Origin of the sequence: Streptomyces sp. SudanB52_2052 (assembly GCF_964272415.1) — a bacterium.
Classification (GTDB): domain Bacteria; phylum Actinomycetota; class Actinomycetes; order Streptomycetales; family Streptomycetaceae; genus Streptomyces; species Streptomyces olindensis.
Genome location: NZ_OZ186796.1, coordinates 3,212,618 through 3,232,342 on the forward strand (window position 1 = coordinate 3,212,618; position 19,725 = coordinate 3,232,342).

At 68.3% G+C, this 19,725-nt stretch carries 15 protein-coding genes and 1 pseudogene; 10 read left to right on the plus strand and 6 right to left on the minus strand.

Going from position 1 to position 19,725, the window contains the following annotated elements:
- Window positions 1–12 precede the first annotated feature (12 nt).
- The 4 genes from ACSUPV_RS14010 to ACSUPV_RS14025 all read right to left on the minus strand — a co-directional run bounded on the left by ACSUPV_RS14010 (window position 13) and on the right by ACSUPV_RS14025 (window position 6,811).
- Window positions 13–1,626 carry a peptide ABC transporter substrate-binding protein gene (locus ACSUPV_RS14010; RefSeq protein WP_031119181.1) on the minus strand — a complete coding sequence of 538 codons (1,614 nt, stop codon included), beginning with the start codon at window positions 1,624–1,626 and terminating at the stop codon, window positions 13–15.
- A gap of 637 nt (window positions 1,627–2,263) precedes the next feature.
- Complete coding sequence (gene typA / locus ACSUPV_RS14015; protein WP_037757763.1) at window positions 2,264–4,171, minus strand: translational GTPase TypA; 1,908 nt, start codon at window positions 4,169–4,171, stop codon at window positions 2,264–2,266.
- A 144-nt stretch (window positions 4,172–4,315) separates the two neighbouring features.
- Window positions 4,316–4,525 carry a hypothetical protein gene (locus ACSUPV_RS14020; RefSeq protein WP_436947580.1) on the minus strand — a complete coding sequence of 70 codons (210 nt, stop codon included), beginning with the start codon at window positions 4,523–4,525 and terminating at the stop codon, window positions 4,316–4,318.
- A gap of 105 nt (window positions 4,526–4,630) precedes the next feature.
- Window positions 4,631–6,811: an ABC transporter family substrate-binding protein gene (locus tag ACSUPV_RS14025; RefSeq protein ID WP_359794847.1), complete on the minus strand. Its 2,181-nt coding sequence runs from the start codon at window positions 6,809–6,811 to the stop codon at window positions 4,631–4,633.
- A gap of 288 nt (window positions 6,812–7,099) precedes the next feature.
- Here ACSUPV_RS14025 and ACSUPV_RS14030 point away from each other — a divergent pair, with 288 nt between their 5' ends.
- The 4 genes and pseudogenes from ACSUPV_RS14030 (at window position 7,100) to ACSUPV_RS14045 (ending at window position 11,011) form a co-directional block, all read left to right on the plus strand.
- Window positions 7,100–7,390, plus strand: a complete 291-nt coding sequence (locus ACSUPV_RS14030; RefSeq protein WP_020277543.1) for a hypothetical protein — start codon at window positions 7,100–7,102, stop codon at window positions 7,388–7,390.
- A 55-nt stretch (window positions 7,391–7,445) separates the two neighbouring features.
- Window positions 7,446–8,282 (plus strand): hypothetical protein, encoded by an 837-nt coding sequence (locus ACSUPV_RS14035; protein WP_436947581.1) that lies wholly within the window; start codon window positions 7,446–7,448, stop codon window positions 8,280–8,282.
- A gap of 16 nt (window positions 8,283–8,298) precedes the next feature.
- Window positions 8,299–10,238 (plus strand): annotated as a pseudogene (locus tag ACSUPV_RS14040) (fumarate reductase/succinate dehydrogenase flavoprotein subunit).
- Entirely contained in the window at window positions 10,235–11,011 is a 777-nt protein-coding gene (locus tag ACSUPV_RS14045; protein WP_031119185.1) for a succinate dehydrogenase/fumarate reductase iron-sulfur subunit, read from the plus strand. Before ACSUPV_RS14040 ends, ACSUPV_RS14045 begins: the two are co-directional and overlap by 4 nt.
- Here ACSUPV_RS14045 and ACSUPV_RS14050 read toward each other — a convergent pair.
- Window positions 10,986–12,047, minus strand: a complete 1,062-nt coding sequence (locus ACSUPV_RS14050; protein WP_359794849.1) for a phosphotransferase family protein — start codon at window positions 12,045–12,047, stop codon at window positions 10,986–10,988. The two genes, ACSUPV_RS14045 and ACSUPV_RS14050, sit on opposite strands and share 26 nt — an antisense overlap.
- Window positions 12,044–13,153 (minus strand): glycosyl hydrolase family 18 protein, encoded by a 1,110-nt coding sequence (locus tag ACSUPV_RS14055; RefSeq protein WP_037757751.1) that lies wholly within the window; start codon window positions 13,151–13,153, stop codon window positions 12,044–12,046. Before ACSUPV_RS14055 ends, ACSUPV_RS14050 begins: the two co-directional genes overlap by 4 nt.
- A 204-nt stretch (window positions 13,154–13,357) precedes the next feature.
- Here ACSUPV_RS14055 and ACSUPV_RS14060 point away from each other — a divergent pair, with 204 nt between their 5' ends.
- The 6 genes from ACSUPV_RS14060 to ACSUPV_RS14085 all read left to right on the plus strand — a co-directional run bounded on the left by ACSUPV_RS14060 (window position 13,358) and on the right by ACSUPV_RS14085 (window position 19,650).
- Window positions 13,358–16,195, plus strand: a complete 2,838-nt coding sequence (locus ACSUPV_RS14060; RefSeq protein ID WP_436947582.1) for a hypothetical protein — start codon at window positions 13,358–13,360, stop codon at window positions 16,193–16,195.
- A gap of 2 nt (window positions 16,196–16,197) precedes the next feature.
- Entirely contained in the window at window positions 16,198–17,055 is an 858-nt protein-coding gene (locus ACSUPV_RS14065; protein WP_436947584.1) for an immunity 49 family protein, read from the plus strand.
- An 80-nt stretch (window positions 17,056–17,135) separates the two neighbouring features.
- Window positions 17,136–17,369 carry an Imm49 family immunity protein gene (locus ACSUPV_RS14070; RefSeq protein ID WP_436947585.1) on the plus strand — a complete coding sequence of 78 codons (234 nt, stop codon included), beginning with the start codon at window positions 17,136–17,138 and terminating at the stop codon, window positions 17,367–17,369.
- A gap of 91 nt (window positions 17,370–17,460) precedes the next feature.
- Entirely contained in the window at window positions 17,461–18,201 is a 741-nt protein-coding gene (locus tag ACSUPV_RS14075; RefSeq protein ID WP_436947586.1) for an immunity 49 family protein, read from the plus strand.
- A gap of 123 nt (window positions 18,202–18,324) precedes the next feature.
- Entirely contained in the window at window positions 18,325–19,116 is a 792-nt protein-coding gene (locus ACSUPV_RS14080) for an immunity 49 family protein (RefSeq protein WP_436947587.1), read from the plus strand.
- Window positions 19,117–19,221: 105 nt separating this feature from the next.
- The gene (locus tag ACSUPV_RS14085; protein ID WP_436947588.1) at window positions 19,222–19,650 is read left to right on the plus strand and encodes a toxin-antitoxin system YwqK family antitoxin; all 429 of its coding nucleotides are present in this window, start codon (window positions 19,222–19,224) and stop codon (window positions 19,648–19,650) included.
- Window positions 19,651–19,725: the final 75 nt, after the last annotated feature.

A 19,725-nucleotide genomic window follows, 5' to 3' on the forward strand; every position in this document is an offset into this window, starting at 1 on the left:
CGCAGGCTCCTCTTACTTGGTGGTGACGCCCCAGACCTCGAGGTCACCGTGGAAGTCGACGTTGACGTTGTCGACGTTCTTACCGTGGCCGCCGTTGATGCGGTAGTACCAGAGCGGGATGGCCGGCATGTGGTCGACCAGCTTCTTCTCGACCTCCTGGAAGGCCTTCACCGACGCGTCGAGGGACTTGGCGTTGTCGGCCTTGTTCATCAGGCCGTCGATCTCCTTGTTGGAGAAGCGACCGTTGTTGGCCTCGGCGGTGGTGTGGTACAGCTCCTTCATGAAGTTGGCGTTGACCGGGTAGTCGGCGACCCAACCACCGCGGTACATGCCCTTCACCTGGTCGTTGTCACGGGCCTCGAGGTCCGTGGCGAAGTCCGGCTTCGGGTCGCCGACGCAGTCGACGCCGGTGGCCTTGCGGATGGACTCGCAGACCGCGGTCACCCACTCCTTGTGTCCACCGTCGGTGTTGTACTGGATGGTGAACTTGTTGCCCGGGACGCCGCCACCCTCCTGGATGAGCTGCTTGGCCTTCGCCGGGTTGTACGTGAACACGTCCGTGTCCAGGCTCTGGTAGCCCTTGACGCCCGGCGGCGTGAAGCCCTGGGCCGGCGTGCGGGTCTTGTTCAGAACCGTGTCGGTGATCGTCTTGCGGTCGATCGCCATCGACAGGCCCTGCAGGACCTTCGGGTCGATGTCCTTGAAGGTCTTCGAGTAGAACGCCGGGGTCAGCGTCTGAAGGGCCGCGTACGGCTGGTCGATGGCGCCGTCGCCCAGGTCCTGCTTGTACTTCGGCAGGTCGGTCGGGCCGACCTGGCGGATCATGTCCAGGTTGCCGGAGACGACGTCCTTGTAGGCGGCTTCGACCGTCGTGTAGTTCTTGAACTGGACGCCCTTGTTCTTCGCCTTGTTCGGGCCCTGGTAGTCATCCCAGGCCTTGACCTGGATGAGCTTCTTGTGGTCCCACTTCTCGAAGGTGTAGGGACCGTTGCCGACCGGCTTCTGGCCGAAGGCCTTCGGGTCGTCGTAGAAGACCTTGGGCAGCGGGGCCCACGTGGTGTAGCCGAGCTTGTAGTTGAAGTACGGCATCGTGTACTTCAGCTCGATGGTGAAGGTGTGGTCGTCCACGGCCTTCAGACCGGACATGGTCTCGGCCTTCGGCTCGCCCTTCTCCGGGTGGACATCGTCGTAGCCCTTGATGTCCTGGAACCAGAACGAGTTCTGCTGGTTGTTCTTGATGTTGGCGTACCAGTTCCAAGCGTCGATGTACGACTTGGAGGTGACTTCTTCGCCGTTGTGGAACTTCCAGCCCTTCTTGAGCTTGACCGTCCACGTCTTGGAGTCGTCGGTGGTGACCGACTCGGCGTTCGTGTAGACGATCTCGCCCTTGGCGTCGAAGTCCAGCAGCTGCGTGAACAGAGCCTGGATGACGTACGAGCCGTTGGTCTCGTTGGTGTCAGCCGGGATCAGCGGCTTCTGCGGCTCGCCGACGTCGATCGAGACGTATCCCGCAGGCCCGGAACCCTTGTTGTTCCCCTCGTCATCACCGCTGCCGCCGCAGGCGGTGGCGGCCAGGGCGACGACTATCGCCCCCGCGACCCACTTGGCGCTCTTGGCACCGCGCATGGGTTCCTCCTATGAAGTCATTGGTTCACCGCAAAGGGAGCACAGGACAGACCACCGCCACCGCCCGTCGCCGGTGCCGGAAATCGTCAGGTGCCCCCGCGCTCGTGAGTCGGCGCCGCTGCCGGCGAGTGACCCTTCATCCGAGCTCTACGCGCCTAACTATCTGCCAAACGCCAGGAGCGAACCACACTCTCGAGGTCTCGGTTCGATCACAGCTCGCGTATACATCTTCCAAAATCCGGACAAAGGGTTTGGTGAAAGATCCCTGCGAAACGGACTTGTTACACATCTATCGGTGGCGACTGTCCGCATTCCGGACGCGAGAGTGAGATAAACCGCTTGCGACTGCCGTGGCTCCCGTGCATGGGGCCGCCGACGGTTGTCGCGCGCTCAAGAGGGCGTTGCCACAAGGCCGTTGCCGCAAGGCCGTTGCCCGGGCTCGGGGCAGGGCAGAGCAAGGCGTTCCGCAGCAGGGTAGTGGGAGCGGGGCGTTCCGGACGGCCGTCCCCGGCAAATCGAGGGTTTTCCCTAACCCTTCCCTCGGCGTTGCCCCTCCTTTGGGAACGGCAAGGAACAGCAGCGAACAGCGCCGGGCACCCCGCCGGAAAGCGGGGTGCCCGGTGCTGTTGCGGGACCGTCAGCCGTGCTTGGCGCGGCTCGCGGCGCGGGCGCGCTCGCGGGCGTCCAGGTTCACCTTGCGGATGCGCACGGCCTCCGGGGTGACCTCGACGCACTCGTCGTCACGGCAGAACTCCAGGGACTGCTCCAGCGACAGCTTGCGCGGCGGGACGATGGACTCCGTCACATCGGCCGTCGACGACCGCATGTTGGTGAGCTTCTTCTCCTTGGTGATGTTGACGTCCATGTCGTCGGAGCGGGAGTTCTCGCCGACGATCATGCCCTCGTACACCTCGGTGCCCGGCTCCACGAAGAGCACGCCGCGCTCCTGGAGGTTGGTCATCGCGAAGGCGGTGACCGCGCCGGAGCGGTCGGCGACCAGGGAGCCGTTGTTACGGGTCTGGAGGGCGCCGAACCAGGGCTCGAAGCCCTCGTGGATGGAGTGGGCGATGCCCGTGCCGCGGGTCTGCGTCAGGAACTCCGTACGGAAGCCGATGAGGCCGCGGGAGGGCACGACGAACTCCATGCGGACCCAGCCGGAGCCGTGGTTGGACATGTTGTCCATGCGGCCCTTGCGGACGCCCATGAGCTGCGTGACCGCGCCCATGTGCTCCTCGGGCACGTCGATCGTCATGCGCTCGACGGGCTCGTAGACCTTGCCGTCGACGTCCTTGGTGACGACCTGCGGCTTGCCGACGGTCAGCTCGTAGCCCTCGCGGCGCATGGTCTCGACGAGGATGGCCAGCGCCAGCTCGCCGCGGCCCTGCACCTCCCAGGCGTCCGGCCGCTCGGTGTCGAGCACGCGGAGGCTGACGTTACCGATCAGCTCGCGGTCGAGGCGGTCCTTTACCTGGCGGGCGGTGACCTTGCGGTCCTTGACGGCCGCCTTGTTGTCGGCGCCCTTGCCGGTGGCGCCACGGCCGACCAGCGGGGAGGTGTTGGTGCCGATGACCATGGAGATCGCCGGCTCGTCGACGGTGATCAGCGGCAGCGCGACCGGGTTCTCCGGGTCGGCCAGGGTCTCGCCGATCATGATGTCCGGGATACCGGCGACGGCGCAGATGTCACCGGGGCCCGCCTTCTCGGCGGGCTTGCGGGTGAGCGCCTCGGTCATCATCAGCTCGGAGATGCGCACGTTCTGGACGGACCCGTCGCGCTTCATCCACGCGACCGTCTGGCCCTTCTTCAGCTCGCCCTGCTGCACGCGCAGCAGCGCGATACGGCCGAGGAAGTTGTCGGCGTCCAGGTTCGTCACGTGCGCCTGGAGCGGGGCCGACTCGTCGTAGGTCGGGGCCGGGATGTGCTCCAGGATCGTCGAGAAGAACGGCTCCAGGCTGGTGGAGTCGCCCGGGACCGTGCCGTCGGCCGGCTTGGTGAGGGAGGCGACGCCGTCACGGCCGCAGGCGTAGACGATCGGGAACTCGATCTGGTCCTCGTCGGCGTCCAGGTCGAGGAACAGGTCGTACGTCTCGTTGACGACCTCGTCGATCCGGGAGTCGGGGCGGTCCGTCTTGTTGATGCAGAGGATGACGGGCAGCCGCTGCTGGAGGGCCTTGCGCAGCACGAAGCGGGTCTGCGGGAGCGGGCCCTCGGAGGCGTCCACGAGCAGGACGACGCCGTCGACCATCGACAGACCGCGCTCGACCTCGCCGCCGAAGTCGGCGTGGCCGGGGGTGTCGATGATGTTGATGGTGATCGGGTCCCCGCCGTCCTTGGGGTGGTACTTCACCGCCGTGTTCTTGGCGAGGATCGTGATGCCCTTCTCACGCTCCAGGTCGTTCGAGTCCATCATGCGGTCGTCGACGGAGTCGAGCTGGTGGGCGGCGAAGGCACCGGCCTGCTTCAGCATGCCGTCGACGATGGTGGTCTTGCCGTGGTCGACGTGGGCGACGATGGCGACGTTGCGGATGTCGTGGCGCGTGGCCATAAGAAGGCGTACTCCCGGAGTGGTGAGGAATGCCCTGCGCGTACGTCGGTGGTGCGCGGGCCCTGCCGGGCTCAACATGCCACGGCCTCACCCCATGGTACGGGTCCGCTCCCGCTGGGGTGAGCCGGGATACGTCGGTGCAGGTCAGGCCCTTGTTCCGAGGTGCTCGGCGTCGGTGCCGGGGCCCTGCCGGGGGCTGCCGCCCCCGGCGTACTGGTGGAGCTCGCCCGCCGCGCGCGGCGTGACGCGGTCGGTGCCGTCGCCGTCCGTGTTCCCCGTACACGCCGTCGTTCCCGCCACCGGTGCCCCGACGACCAGACCGGCCGCGCGGGCCCGCCGTGCCGTGCCGCGCATCCGCCGGCTCCCGTCCCCCGCGTACGGACGCCCGGCGCCCGCACCATGATCACTGCTGGGTTCGTGGTGCGGGCGCCGGGCGGGAACGGCAAGGGAGCTGCCGGGTCACCGGTTCGTCGCGGAGGGGCCGGACGCCGGCTTCGCACCCTTCTTCAGGAAGCCCATGTCCTCGAAGACCGGCGTGCCGAAGCCGAAGGCCCCGGTGTTGACCAGGTTCTTGCGGGCCGCCATGAGCTGGGGGCGCTGGAAGAGGGGGATGGAGCCGGCCGCGGCCCAGATGCGGGAGTCGGCCTTGCGGATCAGGGAACGGGACTCGCCCTCGTCGAGGGTGGCGACGGCCTGGTCGAAGAGCTGGTCGACCTGGTCGGTGCCGACGCGGGTGTAGTTCTGCTCGATGCTCAGGGAGCCGTCGGCGGCCGGGACCGGCTTGGCGTAGACGGGGCGGGCGTCGGTGGCGGGGAAGGCCGTGGCGGGCCAGGAGTACAGGGCGAGGTCGTACTGGCCGGACGCGATGTGGTCCTTGAAGTAGGACTCGTCGGAGACCTTGGAGATCTCGGTGCGGATGCCGACGCGCTCCAGCATGCGGGTGATGCGGTCGGCGACCGTGCGCAGCGTCTGGGAGCCGGGCCCGGAGGGGAGCACGAAGCGCAGGGTGAGGGCCTTGCCGTTCTTGGCGAGCGGGGCGGCCTCGCGGTTCGCCGGGGCGGCGGTGCCCTTGGGGGCGTACGCGCCGGGGGCGCCGCCGTTGTGGGGGTGCTTGTGCTGCTTGCCGTCCTGGGCGAGGTGGTCGGCGGGGTCCGGGCCGCGGTGGGCCTTGTTGTCCTCGCCGACGATGTACGTGCCGTCGTCGTCCGACTCGGTGCCGGAGGACGTGCCCGCCTGCTCGCCCTCGGGGCCGGCCGCCTTCTCCTCCTTCTTCTTCGGCTCCTTGACGGGGCCGCCGCGCACCCAGCCGGCGTCGGCCAGCAGGGCCTGGGCCTCCTTGGTGTCCTGGCCGCCGAGGGCGCCGCTGTTGTCGGCGTAGTGGGCCTGGCCGGAGAGGGCCAGGTGGCTGCCGACCGGGACGGCGGGCAGGCCGAGGGGCTTCAGGACGACCTCGGCGAGTTCCTTGCGGTCCAGGGCGCGGGCGACGGCCCTGCGGACGCGCTCGTCGGTGAGCGGGCCCTCGGCGCCGTTCAGGGCGAGCTGGGTGAAGGCGGGCTCCAGGGACTTGCGGACCTCGAAGCCACGCAGGGCCTGCTGCTGCCGGGCGTACTTCGCGGCCGCCTTGCCCAGCTTCTCGCGGGCGACGGTCTCCTCGTCGGCGGCGTCCTCGTCGGAGCCGTTGGCGACGGCCCAGGAGTGCAGGTCGTCGGCGGCGGTGCGGTCGGCGCCCGGGCCCATCAGCGGACTGGTGGCGCTCTGCGGGCGGGCGGCGACGGTGATGCGGCGGGCCGCCGAGGGGTCGATCTCGGCCAGGTCGAGGGTGCCGGCGGCCAGCTCGGAGGTCCGCTTGTCGCGCGGGACGGTGCGCAGCACGATCTCGGAGAGCTTGGCGGGCTCGCCCCACCAGCGCGGGTTGCGGGCGAGGGTGATCTCCTCGTCCTTGGCGTCGACCTCCTTCACCGTGAAGGGGCCGGCGGTGACCTTGAGCTTCTTGCGGGCGCCGTCGTTGAAGGAGTCCGGGGTGCCCATGACGTCCTTCGGGTACAGCGGCGAGAACAGGGAGCGCCAGTCGGCGTAGGGGCGGCTGAAGGTGACCCGGACCTCCAGGGCGTTGTCCCCGCGCTCGATCTTCTGGATGCGCTCGTAGCCGGCGTTGCGGGCGGTCCAGTAGGCCGTGTCCTTGCCGGACAGGGCGCGCCACTGGGCGGCGAAGTCGGCGGCGCCGATCTCCCGGCCGTCGCTCCAGACGGCCTGCTGGTTCAGCTTGTACAGGACGACCTGCTGGGGCTCGGTCTCGACGACCTTCGCGGACTCCAGGTAGGCGGGGTTGGGCTCGGGGCGGCCGGAGGCGTTCATCCGGAACATCGACGGCAGGACGGCCTGGGCGACGCGGGTGGTGGTGGCGTCGGCGTCCGACTGGAAGGTGTTCAGCGTGTCCGGCACGGAGTCGACGGCCCAGCGCAGGGTGCCGCCGTCGGCGATCCTGTCGCGGGCGGCGGGCTGGATGTCCTGCCCGGCGAGCGGCTTGCCGGCCGGGTCCTCGGAGCCGCATCCGGCGAGCGCGGGCACCGCGAGCACGCCCGCGGTGAGGAAGGCGACCGAGCGCGTGACCGCACGCGGGCCGACGCCGTGCTGGGACATCTGTGCTACCTCCGGGAAGCCGCGGGCGTTATGATCACTTTTGGCGGTATTTGGAGTTCATCTGATGTATGCGGCCACTGAAGAGGAAAGGGTTCGGCAACACAGGGCGACACGGCGGTCACGGGCGGGAAGCCACCCGTGCGGCGCAACGCACCGCACGGTGCACCCACACGCCTCGGCCAATCGATGCACATCCCTTCACAGCACAAGGTGTGACGCGCAACACTCGCAGGCGCATGAACGTTGCCGCCTTGGGCCTCGAAGGACCCGCGGAAGTGAGGGCAAGTCATGTCCGTTCACGACGAACTGACGTCAGTCCAACGCAGCCTCGACGAGTTGTTCCGCTCGCTGGGGCGCCTGGAGAAGCAGCTCGGCACCGGCGGCCTGGAGATGCGCCGCGTCCGGGCCGACGCCAACCACCTGCGCGAGAGCGTCGCCCTGCTGCGCGACGCCGCCGCCACGCCTGCCGCACCGAAGCGCCCCGACCTCGTCACCATCTCGGACGCGCCGTACGACCCGTCGCTGTGGGTCGACTCGGACGACGAGGGGCTCGGCGCCCGGGACCGGCGCGCTCCCTGACCGGGAGCGCGTCGAGCGACCGGCACCTCCACCTGAACCCGACCGGAGTCGTCACGTGGCCACTGGTACGGAACCCCCCGCCACCGAACCCCATCCGAGAAGCGGCGGCGTGCGGGCGGGCACGCGCGCCGCGATCGCCGCCCCGCACCTGCGCACCGACCGCTGGTGGCTGGCCCCGGCCGGCACGGTCGCCGGCCTGCTGGGCTTCATCGTCTACTCGACCTGGCGGGCCTTCGCCGACGCGGACTACTACGCGGCGCCGTACGTCTCGCCCTTCTACTCCCCCTGCCTGGCGGAGCGGTGCGAGCCGATGAAGGCCGGCCCGAACTGGGAGATCTTCGGGAGCTGGTGGGGCCTCTCGCCCGCGATCATCATCCTGATCTTCCCGCTGGGCTTCCGGCTGACCTGCTACTACTACCGCAAGGCCTACTACCGCGGCTTCTGGGCGTCCCCGCCGGCCTGCGCGGTCGCCGAGCCCCACAAGAAGTACACCGGCGAGACCCGCTTCCCGCTGATCCTGCAGAACATCCACCGGTACTTCTTCTACGCCGCGCTCCTCGTCGCCGCCATCCTCACGTACGACACCGCGCTCGCCTTCCGCGACGAGCAGTACGAGTGGGGCCACATGGGCCTCGGGACGCTCGTGTTCCTGGTCAACATCGTGCTGATCTGGGCGTACACGATCTCCTGCCACTCCTGCCGGCACATCGTCGGCGGCAAGCTCAAGCACTTCTCCAAGCATCCCGTGCGCTACCGGATGTGGCAGTGGGCGGGGAAGCTCAACGCCCGGCACATGCAGCTGGCCTGGGCGTCGCTGGTGAGCGTGGCGCTCGCCGACCTCTACGTCTACCTGGTCGCGTCCGGTGCCTTCGACGATCCGCGATTCTTCTGATGAGTGAGGCCTTCTGATGTCCGTGGTCGACCGGCAGGAATGGGACGTCGTCGTGGTGGGCGCGGGCGGTGCCGGGCTGCGCGCCGCCATCGAGGCCCGTGAGCGGGGCGCCCGTACGGCCGTGATCTGCAAGTCGCTGTTCGGCAAGGCGCACACGGTGATGGCCGAGGGCGGCATCGCCGCGGCGATGGGCAACGTCAACGCGGGTGACAACTGGCAGGTCCACTTCCGCGACACCATGCGCGGCGGCAAATTCCTCAACCAGTGGCGAATGGCCGAGCTGCACGCCCAGGAGGCGCCGCAGCGGGTGTGGGAGCTGGAGACTGGGGCGCGCTGTTCGACCGCACCAAGGACGGCCGGATCTCCCAGCGCAACTTCGGCGGCCACGAGTACCCGCGCCTCGCCCACGTCGGCGACCGCACGGGCCTGGAGCTGATCCGCACCCTCCAGCAGAAGATCGTCTCCCTCCAGCAGGAGGACTTCCGTGAGACCGGCGACTACGAGTCCCGGCTGAAGGTCTTCCAGGAGTGCACGGTCACGCGCGTGCTCCAGGAGGACCGCCGGGTGAGCGGCGTCTTCGGCTACGAGCGCGAGTCGGGCCGCTTCTTCGTCCTGGAGGCACCCGCCGTCGTGATCGCGACCGGCGGCATCGGCAAGTCCTTCAAGGTGACGTCGAACTCCTGGGAGTACACCGGCGACGGCCACGCGCTGGCCCTGCTCGCGGGCGCTCCCCTGCTGAACATGGAGTTCGTGCAGTTCCACCCGACCGGCATGGTCTGGCCGCCGTCGGTGAAGGGCATCCTCGTCACCGAGTCGGTGCGCGGCGACGGCGGCGTGCTGCGCAACTCCGACGGCAAGCGGTTCATGTTCGAGTACATCCCCGACGTCTTCAAGGACAAGTACGCCGAGACGGAGGACGAGGCCGACCGCTGGTACGACGACCCGGACCACAACCGCCGCCCGCCCGAGCTGCTCCCCCGCGACGAGGTCGCCCGGGCCATCAACGCCGAGGTGAAGGAGGGCCGCGGCTCCCCGCACGGAGGCGTGTTCCTCGACGTGTCGACGCGGATGCCCGCCGAGGTGATCAAGCGGCGGCTGCCGTCGATGTACCACCAGTTCAAGGAGCTGGCCGACGTCGACATCACCGCGGAGCCCATGGAGGTCGGGCCCACCTGCCACTACGTGATGGGCGGGATCGCGGTCGAGTCCGACACGGCGGCGGCGCGCGGGGTGCCCGGGCTGTACGCGGCCGGTGAGGTGGCCGGCGGCATGCACGGCTCCAACCGGCTCGGCGGTAACTCCCTGTCCGACCTGCTGGTCTTCGGCCGCCGGGCGGGCTGGCACGCGGCCGAGTACGCGGCGGAACTGGCCGGGGCGCGCCCCGTCGTGGACGACGTGCAGATCGACGCCGCCGCCGCCGAGGCGCTGCGGCCCTTCTCGGCCGAGGCGGAGATCGAGGAACCGGCGGGCGGCCCGCCGGAGAACCCCTACACGCTGCACCAGGAACTGCAGCAGACGATGAACGACCTGGTCGGCATCATCCGCCGCGAGACGGAGATGAAGCAGGCCCTGGAGAAGCTGGCCGAGCTGCGGGTACGGGCGCGCCGGGCCGGGGTCGAGGGGCACCGGCAGTTCAACCCCGGCTGGCACCTCGCCCTGGACCTGAGGAACATGCTGCTGGTCAGCGAGTGCGTGGCGCGGGCCGCGCTGGAGCGCACCGAGTCGCGCGGCGGACACACGCGGGAGGACCACCCGGCGATGGACCGCAAGTGGCGCCGGATCAACCTGCTCTGCGCGCTCACCGACCCGACGGGCGGGCTGGCGGCGACGGACCCGGTCCGCGGCCAGATCACCCTCACCCGCGAGACCACCGAACCCGTCCGTGCCGACCTGCTCGCCCTGTTCGACAAGGAGGAGCTGGTCAAGTACCTCGCCGAAGAGGAGCTGTACGAATGAGCGGCTACACGGCCCACTTCAAGGTGTGGCGCGGGGACGTGGGCGGCGGCGGCCTGGAGGACTTCGAGATCGAGGTCAACGAGGGCGAGGTGGTGCTGGACATCATCCACCGGCTCCAGGCCACCCAGGCGCCCGATCTCGCCGTGCGCTGGAACTGCAAGGCCGGCAAGTGCGGTTCCTGCTCGGCGGAGATCAACGGCCGCCCGCGGCTGATGTGCATGACGCGCATGTCGGTGTTCGACCGCGCGGAGACCATCACGGTCACGCCCCTGCGCGCCTTCCCGGTGATCCGCGACCTGGTCACGGACGTCGGCTTCAACTACCAGAAGGCCCGGGAGGTTCCGGCCTTCGTCCCGCCGGCCGGACTCGCCCCGGGCGAGTACCGGATGATGCAGGAGGACGTGGACCGGCCTCAGGAGTTCCGCAAGTGCATCGAGTGCTTCCTGTGCCAGGACACCTGCCATGTGGTCCGTGACCACGAGGAGAACAAGCAGGCGTTCGCCGGCCCCCGGTTCCTGATGCGGGTGGCGGAACTGGACATGCACCCGCTGGACGCGGCGGCGGAGACGGGCCTGGACCGCAAGACCACCGCCCAGGACGAGCACGGCCTGGGCTACTGCAACATCACCAAGTGCTGCACGGAGGTCTGCCCCGAGGGCATCAAGATCACGGACAACGCGCTGATCCCCCTGAAGGAGCGGGCGATCGACCGCAAGTACGACCCGCTGGTCTGGCTCGGCTCGAAGATCAGAAGGCGCTCCTCAGCAGGCTGAGCGTCTCCTGGAGGTTGTGTTCGGCGATCTCCCGCATCCGCTCCGGGTGCGGGAAGTCGCCCTCGACGAGGGTCAGCGGGCCCGAGACCAGCCCGATGTGCATCGACAGGCGGTACAGGCGCATGCGGGCCTCGTCCAGGCCCGGGACCCGCAGTGCGTCGTAGTGCGGGCCGAAGCGGAGCCGGAGAAAGACGTGCTCGTGCTCCACGTCGAAGTACATCAGGCCCTCGATGTCGATGAGCGCGGGCTGCCCGTCGGGCGTGAGCAGGACGTGGTCCGGCCCCAGTTCGCCGTGGACGAGGGTGTGGCGGTCGCGCGGGCGGACCTCGGCGGCCAGGGTGTGGACGGCCTCCTCCAGTTCCCGGCGCACGGCGGCGGCCCGGGGCTCGCGGCGGGCCGCTTCCGCGATGGAACGCAGGGCGCTCTCGGCGACCCACTGCTCGCAGGTGGCGGCGTGAGAGGTACCGCCGCTGTCGACCAGGGCGACCTTCCCGAGGCGGGGGCCGGTGTGGGCGTGCAGGGTGGCGAGGAGTTCCGCCATCCGCTCCATGGCCTGAGGCGCCTTGTGCGGGTCCCGGGCCAGGAGATCCTCCAGGCTGCCGCCGGTCAGGTCCTCGACGACGGCCGCGTCTGCCGCGAGGTGCGTGTGCGTGGCGTCGGCGTACAGCAGGCGGGTGGTGCGGACGCCGGCGGCGGCCAGCCGGTCGTGGGCCGCCGTGAACAGGTCGAGGCCCGTGCCGTGGGAGAAGGGGTCCCGTGGGTCGGGGTCCGGCTGGTCCCAGTAGTCCTCGTCGGCCGACCAGACGTAGGCGACGGCCGTGGAGTCGTCGTCGAGGGTCAGTCGGTAGACGCCCTTCTTGGTGCCGCCGCGCAGGCGCTCGACGCCGGTGAGGGTGCGGTTGGGGCCGAGTGCCGCGCGGGCGAGGGGGGCGAGGTCGGTACGGGTGAGGGGGCGTCGGGGGTGGGGGTGGCGACTGTCGGTGAAGGGGCGTCGGGGGTGGGGGTTCCGGCTGTCGTTGCGCGGGGCTGGAGTCACCGCACCCAGTCTTCCTTGTACGCCCGCCAGTCCGCCTCGGTCGCGGCGAAGTCGATGTACAGCGCGACGCCGAAGCGGGCCCGGTCGGCGTCCGTGCGGGACAGGCCCAGGCGGACGCCCCGGACTGCGGCGGGCACGGTCTCGGCATGGCCCCAGTGGTCGAAGTTGCTCTCCCAGTAGAAGGGCAGGCCCATCAGCAGGTCGGTGGAGGGCGGGGTGACCTCCAGGGCGAGGGAGGTCTGCTGGGCGACGTAGCCGCCGTAGGTGCCCTCCAGCGGCTGCGCGGTGTCGTACGACATCACGGCGATCTGGTCGACGCGGCGGGCGACCTGGCCGAAGAACTCCTGCGACCACCACTTGGGGTTCTCGGTGAAGAGGCCGAACACGGTGTGCAGGTTCGGGAGCGGGTCGATCTGGTGGGCGGCCACGGAGAGTTGGGCGCCCCGGGAGCGGGTCTCGCGGCGCAGGGCGTCGAGCAGGGTGAGGAAGGCGCGGTTGCCGGACGGCATGGGCTCCAGGTCGAGGTGGATGCCCTCGTAGCCGGTGTCCAGGACCTGTCGGGCGGAACGCAGCACGGCGGCGCGGGTCTTGGGATCCTCCACGCGCATGCCCTCGGCGCTCTCGGTCGCCAGGACGTCACCGAGGAAGGCCTGGACGCGGATGCCGGGGAGCTTCTCGTGCACGGCGTCGATGAACCAACGCGCCCTCGGATACACCGACTCCGGGAGCGTGCCGTCGTGTTCCAGCGGCCCGGAGTGGACGTACAGGTCGCGGATGCCGGTGCCTTGCAGGCGGCGGGCCAGGGCGGTGACGTCGGCGTCCTTCTTACGGCCGTCGACCCAGGCGTGGCCGAGCCAGAGGGCGTCGCGGTCGCGGGTGTGGGTGCCCGGTGCGGGGTCGCCGGTGTAGTTGACGTAGAGGGCGGTTTCGGCGGTGAGGAGGGGGAGGAGGGCGATGAGCAGGGTTAAGGCTGCGCGTTTGAGCCAGCGGTGGCGGCGTGGGCGGGCGGCACCGGGTTCTGGGTCGGTCTGAGGCTCGAGTTGGTTTGTGGGTCGGGGCTCGGCGGAGTCGTTCGCGTCCCGGGCTGTGCTCTCCGTGCGGTCCATGCCGTCTCCCCTCGTACCGGTGGTGCAGCTCCACCCTGGTGGTGACAGAGGTGACGAGCGGAACGGACGTTCGGTTGCGTGTGGGGGTTCGGTAAGGGGTCACAGACCACACCCGTGACTATTCCTATGATGATCTGACTGACTGAAGCTCGGAGGGGCTAGGTCCTGAGCAGGCGTCAACAGGCTTACGGGGGTTGGGAAAGCGTGATCCAGCCGGAGAAGATCCCACAGTTCACCGGAAATCTGGAGCAGCTGGAGACGGACTACGCGGATCTGAAGAAGGACGCGGGTCATGTCCGGGATGCCGGTGGTGACATCCACTCGCGGTTCCAGGGGTTGTCGGCGTTCTACCACGCTCCCGAGGCGGAGCAGCTGTTCGCGACGACGAAGCCGGTGAAGGAGAAGGCGGACGCCTTCGCCGACGACCTGGAGAAGGTCTCGGGCGCGCTGTCGTCGTACGCCACCGAAATCCGTCCGCTGGTGGCGAAGCTGAAGCAGCTGAAGACGGACGCGGCGGCCTTCGTCTCCTCCGTTAAGGATGATGACGAGTGGGAGTACGACGAGGACAAGGTCGACGAGCACAACAAGCTGCGTGATGAGATCACCGCGACGGTCGCGGCGTTCTGGGCGGCGGAGCGGACCTGCCACAACAAGATCACTGCGTTGTGGGGCGGGACGCAGATGGTGGCCGGGGATGGTTCGGACAAGAAGAACCAGTACGGCTTCAACGCCGAGGACATGAAGAACGCCAAGCTTCCCTGGGGTGACCCGGTGGAGGAGAAGCACCACTGGTACGAGGTCGGCCACTGGGTGAAGTCGTTCGTGTGGGACGGCCTGATCGTGGACGGTGTCTGGGGCACGATCAAGGGCCTGGGCACGCTGGTGGGCTTTGGCGGCTGGGAGGCGATGGGGCAGGCGTGGAAGGGCCTGGCCCAGCTGGCGACCGGTCTGGTCATCACGGCGATTCCGGGGGCGCAGGCGTGGTTCTGGACGGCGTCGGACAAGGACATGCCGTCCTGGCTGCGTGACTCGCGCACGGCGATGAAGGAAACCGGCAAGGCACTGGTGGCGTGGGATGAGTGGGGCAAGAACCCCGCCCGCGCGGCCGGTGCGGTCACCTTCAACGTCCTGACGACGGTGTTCACCGGTGGTGCGGGTGCGGCGGCCTCGGGTGCGGGCAAGGCGGGCGCGGTCGCCAAGGCACTGTCCGTGGCGGGCAAGGCGGGCCGGGTGATCGACCCGATGACCTACATCGCCAAGGGCGCGGGCGCCGGTCTGTCGAAGATCGGCGACATCACCAAGGGCCTGAAGGGCGTCGGCAACATCGACATCCCCGCCCTGCCCGAGAACGCGGTCACGCTGCCCGAGGGCACGGTCAGGCTCCCCGACGGCACGGTACGCCTGCCCGAGGGCGCGGCGATCCCGGACGGTGCGACGAAACTGCCCGACGGCAACGTCCGGCTGCCCGACGACGCCCCGGTCCTGCCCGAGGGCACCACGAAACTCCCCACCGAGGACGGCGCCCCGGCGCGCTACTACGACCCGGACGGCAACATCCTCGACGAGCACGGCAACGTCCTGCAGAAATCCGCCGACGGCCCCGGCGACGTCGTCGACCAGCCCCACATGCCCGACACGAACTCGCCTGCTTCCGGTGCGGACACGCCCCGCGTGGACTCCCCGGCCCAGCAGCCGGCCCTGGTCGGCGCGGGCACCCACACCGCCGAACAGGCCGGCCAGCACATCCGCCTGGGCAACAGCCTCGACGACAGCCTCGGCGACATCGGCCGGGTAGGCGACGACCTGCCCGCAGGCAGCCACCCGGACACCACGCCGGGCGGCGCCGCAGGCCAGACGCCCGGCGGCCACGCGGGCGACCACATGCCCAGGAACGACCTCAACGGCCCGCTCCACCAAGGCGACGGCAACACGCCGTCCACGGGCAGCAGCCACTCGGACACGCCTTCAGGCGCTGGCCACACCGACGGCACCGGCCATTCGGACGGTCCGTCCGCGAGCAGCCCTCACACCGACGGCCCGGGTTCCGGCAGCAGCACCCACGCATCCCCTTCGACGGGCGGTGCCCATCCAGGCGGTCTGGAGGACGCGGCCCACTCGGGCGATGACGCGGCCACGAACCAGCCTCCGCGTCCCGGCGATCTGCAATACGGCGCAGGCAGCACGGAGTGGGTCCAGCGCACCCCCGAGCAGATGAAGTGGTGGCACGACGAGCATGTCCGGCTCGCCAACGAGAATCCTGAGTGGTTCCACGAGCACTACGACGCACGTGGGCACCGCAGGACCGCGGATAAAATCGTTGATGGTCAGTTCCTTCCGAAACTGACAGAAGGAACCAACCCGAGGTGGTTGGCAACCGACAATCTGCCCTCCGCGGACCGCGAGTACTACCGTCTGCCGCCGAAGTCCTTGGGCTTGGACTCGGTGCCGTCCCACGTTGGTCCCAAGCTGGATGAACTGGCCGACACGCACCAGAAGTACCTGGATCTCGGTGATGCCCAGCGGGCCTACGACAAGGCACCCACGGCCGAAAACCTGGAGGCGCTCCAGGCTGCTCGCGACGCCCTGGCGGGCCACGCGAACAACACCAAGATCGGAGAGGCTCTCGGCGAGGGCGCGTCGAAACTCCACGCAATCCCCAAGGAGTTCGAAAGCGCCCAGTGGGTGGATCTCATGGATACCGGCAACGGCGCCAGGAGATTCGATCAGTTGTACCGTCTCGACAACGGGACAGGCGACTTCCTCATCGTTGAGGCGAAGGCTCCGGGTGGTGAGCTCGACTGGCGCATGGGGGCTGGCGACCATGCTCGTAAGAGGGTCAAGCAGGGCACGATCGAATACGTCCACACGATCCTTGAAGAAATGAAAGCCCGCGGCGGTACGGACAAGGCCATTGCCGAGGAGGTGGCTCGGGCCCTTCGCCGTCAAAAGGTCCAGTATGTAATGGTGCAGGCCAACAAGCACACGGGCTCCTATGCTGGAGCGGAGCTCAGTTACTTCGATCTCTACAGGGAAGGACGCTAGTGGTGCTCTCTGTTCCCCGCCACACCTTCGGCAGGGACGACATCCCAGGTCGTGAACCCGTTCTCAGCCGGGGCATCGTCTGGGCTCTGGAGGACCTGCAGGAGTCCCCGATGGCAGTGAGGGAAGCCATGTCCGACTCGCTGCTGCTGGCGCAGGAGCGGGGGGCGGCGGATCCCACGGCGGAGTGGCTGGAGACGTGGGAGGTGTGGGTAACCGCCATGCAGTCCGGTTCGGCGATGTTCACCGCGGCGACCACAAGCGAGCCGAGCGTGGCGTGCCTCATCCACCACGAGGTGCGGTCCATTCCCGCTTCGGGACCGCAGCCGTGGGTGGATGCCGGCAACTGGATCACCGTGTTCATGCTGTCAGTGATCTGCCGCGACAAGGAGCGACTGGATTCCTTGTGCCAGGTTCCGCTGTCCCTTCTGCGGGAGTCAGGTGCCGAGTACGACGCCTACGTCTATCCGTGGGTCGAGACGCTGCAGGCGTACTGGCTGAGCCGACCAGAGCTCGGCGATAAATTGGTCGAGGCGGCACAAGGTCTTGCGCCCGAAGCGGCGCCGATCGCCGGGCCCGAGGCAGCCACGAAAATCATCTGGCCGGTCGTCGACCTGTTCCACCGATTCGTCACAGCCGACCACGAGCGGTTCAACCAGTCCCTGGCCAACGCCCTCACTCTGCACAAGCAGTACTGGACTGCGGACGAGGGACGCATGAACGACGCGCGAGGGCTTGTCGCCGTCGGCCCCTTGGCCATGGCGTGCCTGGCGTACGACGCGGGCTTCCCCATCGAGGTCGAGTCCGACTACCTCCCCAAGCACCTTCTCAAGGGCACCTGGGTGGGCGAGTTCGGCACCTAGCGAACTCTCCTTCCCACAAGCCCTCGCAGCAGGTTCATGCGACATGGCGTGTGCCGGGTCACAGCCATCGACTCCTGTGCATGTGGGGAGCAACTCTGCGCCTCGATCCACCGCATGCATTCTGGTCACGGGTATCGGGCAAGCAATATTGGAGCGAGGAAGACCGGGCCCTCAGCATCCCGGGGCTCGTGGCCTTGGCCCCACTCGCCATGGCCTGCCTCGCCCATGACGCAGGCATCCCTGTCGAGGTCGAGTCCGAGTACCTGCCCGCGGTTCTCATCGACCGCAATTGGTGCGGTGAGTTCCCCACCTGATGTGGCCCTCACCATCGGCCGACATGGGGCACCCGTCCCTCGTCCAAAAGCCGGGCCAACGCACGCGGAGCAGGCAGTCCGGGGAGAGCAAGTGGTCACCCGCATTCCCCGCCATGAGTTCCGCGCGGACAACGCGGCCGAGCTCATGGCACCCATCATCAAGAGCACCAAGGACGTACTCGACCACGTCGAGACCTCGGAGGACGACCGATACGACGCACTGTCGGCCACACTCACTCTGGCGAAGTGGCGCTGTCTGACGGATCCCACAGCAGGTGAGTTCCCGGCCTGGGAGTCCTGGGTCACCGCCATGCAGATCGGCTGCGGGCTCTTCGCCGCCGGTACGGCCACCGAGGGCACCGTGCCGTGCCGCGTCGGCAGCACGGGTGAGGTCAAGCACCTGCCCGCCACCGGCCCACAGGACTATCTCCACGCGGGCAACTGGCTCACTTCCTTCTACCTGGCCGTGATCTGCCGCGAGAACGACCGGGTCAACCAACTGGCCCAGGTACCCATCTCCTTCCGGCGTGAGTCCGGCGCAGAGTTCGACGAGTACATACCATCGAGTATGTCCGCACGATTCGTTCCGAACGCTTCCGAGGCGTACGCGTTGGTCTCGACGGTCTCCCGTCACCACTTCCCCACGGGGAACGCGGAAGCAGGCCTCGCCGTCCTACAGCGAAACGCCCAGGAGGAGATCGAGGGGCTGGAGGCGGACTCGACCAGTCTTGGCGATGCCCTGGGTACCCGGCCCGTCGGCGACTCGAAGAGATTCGACCAGCTGTGGCACGACGATCAAGTCCTTGCAGTACGTCCTCGTCCAGGCCACTGAGAACACCGGTAAGTATCCTGGGGCCGAGCTCAAGCACTTCAAGATCTTGCAAGGACAGACGCGTTGGTCTCGATCATTCCCCGCCCTCCGTTGCCTACGGGGAACGCGGAAGAGGGTCTCGCTGTGCTCCAGAAGAACGCTCGGCAGCTGATCGACGGGCTGGAGGAACGCTCCACGAGGCTTGGCGACGCCCAGCGCGTCACGCTCAATCTGGCTCAGTCGCGTTGCCTGATCGATCCCCGGGCGGCAGAGTTCCCCACGTGGGACGCCTGGGTCACGGCCATGCAGATCGGCTCCGCAGTCTTCGCGGCGGCGACCACGACGGACGACCAGGTGCAGTGCCGCATCGCGCACAAGAACCTCACTCTACAGGCCACCGGTCCGCAGTGGTACGTGAATCCCGGCAGCTGGCTTTCCGCGTTCTACCTGGCCGTGATCTGCCGTGAGAGGGACAGGATCACCGCTCTGTGCCAGGTCCCGCTGTCCCTTCTGCGGGTGAACGGCGGGCAGTTCGAGGAGTACCACTACGCCTGGATCGACACCCTCCAGACTTACTGGCGCGGTGGCCAGGACCTGGTGCCGAAGCTCGTCGCCGCGGTCGGCGGCACCGAGCCGGAGGCCGTCGCGGACCCGGAAACGGTGAGCAAGCTGCTGTATCCGCCAATGGAGGTCTTCCACCGCTTCATCCGCAAGGACCTCGAGACCTTCGACCAGGCGCTGGCCCGGGCGCTCGAACTGCACAAGCAGTACTGGAGCGAGGAGGCCCGCGCCTTCCAGGCCTCGGGTCTCGTCGCCCTGGCCCCGCTCGCCATGGCCTGCTTTGCCCACGACGCGGGCCTGCCCGTCGAGGTGGAGTCCGAGTACCTGCCGGCCGTGCTGATCAGCCGCAACTTGTGCGGCGAGTTCCCCACCTGATTTGGATGGGGTGGCTGGACACGCCGACAGGGGAACGAACTCCGTGGAGCCCTCGTCGCCGGATCCGTCACCAAGGCAGCACCTTTCTGCGCGAATTGTGCCAACATGCTGCAAGAGGTACCGAGCCCCTTCGGGCGCTTTACCGACTTCCCTCCCAATGCCGAAAAACAAGCTCCCGTGGTAGTGGACATGCGACGTATTGACATCGACGACGACGAGGTCGACATCGGCTTCGATCACCGGTTGCTCTATGCCGGACAGCCCTATACAGGGGAGGCGGTGGAGCACTTGGCTGGGCGCCTAGTGAGCCTTGCGACTTACACGGAAGGGCTCAAGGACGGCCCTTACCGTGAGTGGTACAAGGACGGCAAACTCCGGGCCGAGGGAATGATGCACATGGGATTCGTGTCAGGAGAATTCAAACGTTGGCACCCAAACGGAGTCCTGGCAAAGCGCGTGATCAATAGCGAGGACGGAAAATTTCCTCTTGCTGAATACGAGTGGGATGAGGAAGGTCGCCCCACGCGCTCTTGAGAGCACAGGAACCGCAATCAGTGAAGTAACGCGGTGAATTAACCTCGATTGTTGCAGAGAATCTCACAAGCACCC

Bases quoted from the DNA above. Each gene is read 5' to 3' on its own strand.
- ACSUPV_RS14010 (WP_031119181.1), bottom strand. From the start codon at position 1,626: ATGCGCGGTGCCAAGAGCGCCAAGTGGGTCGCGGGGGCGATAGTCGTC.
- typA (WP_037757763.1), bottom strand. From the start codon at position 4,171: ATGGCCACGCGCCACGACATCCGCAACGTCGCCATCGTCGCCCACGTC.
- ACSUPV_RS14020 (WP_436947580.1), bottom strand. From the start codon at position 4,525: ATGCGCGGCACGGCACGGCGGGCCCGCGCGGCCGGTCTGGTCGTCGGG.
- ACSUPV_RS14025 (WP_359794847.1), bottom strand. From the start codon at position 6,811: ATGTCCCAGCACGGCGTCGGCCCGCGTGCGGTCACGCGCTCGGTCGCC.
- ACSUPV_RS14030 (WP_020277543.1), top strand. From the start codon at position 7,100: ATGTCCGTTCACGACGAACTGACGTCAGTCCAACGCAGCCTCGACGAG.
- ACSUPV_RS14045 (WP_031119185.1), top strand. From the start codon at position 10,235: ATGAGCGGCTACACGGCCCACTTCAAGGTGTGGCGCGGGGACGTGGGC.
- ACSUPV_RS14055 (WP_037757751.1), bottom strand. From the start codon at position 13,153: ATGGACCGCACGGAGAGCACAGCCCGGGACGCGAACGACTCCGCCGAG.
- ACSUPV_RS14070 (WP_436947585.1), top strand. From the start codon at position 17,136: ATGTGGGGAGCAACTCTGCGCCTCGATCCACCGCATGCATTCTGGTCA.
- ACSUPV_RS14085 (WP_436947588.1), top strand. From the start codon at position 19,222: ATGCTGCAAGAGGTACCGAGCCCCTTCGGGCGCTTTACCGACTTCCCT.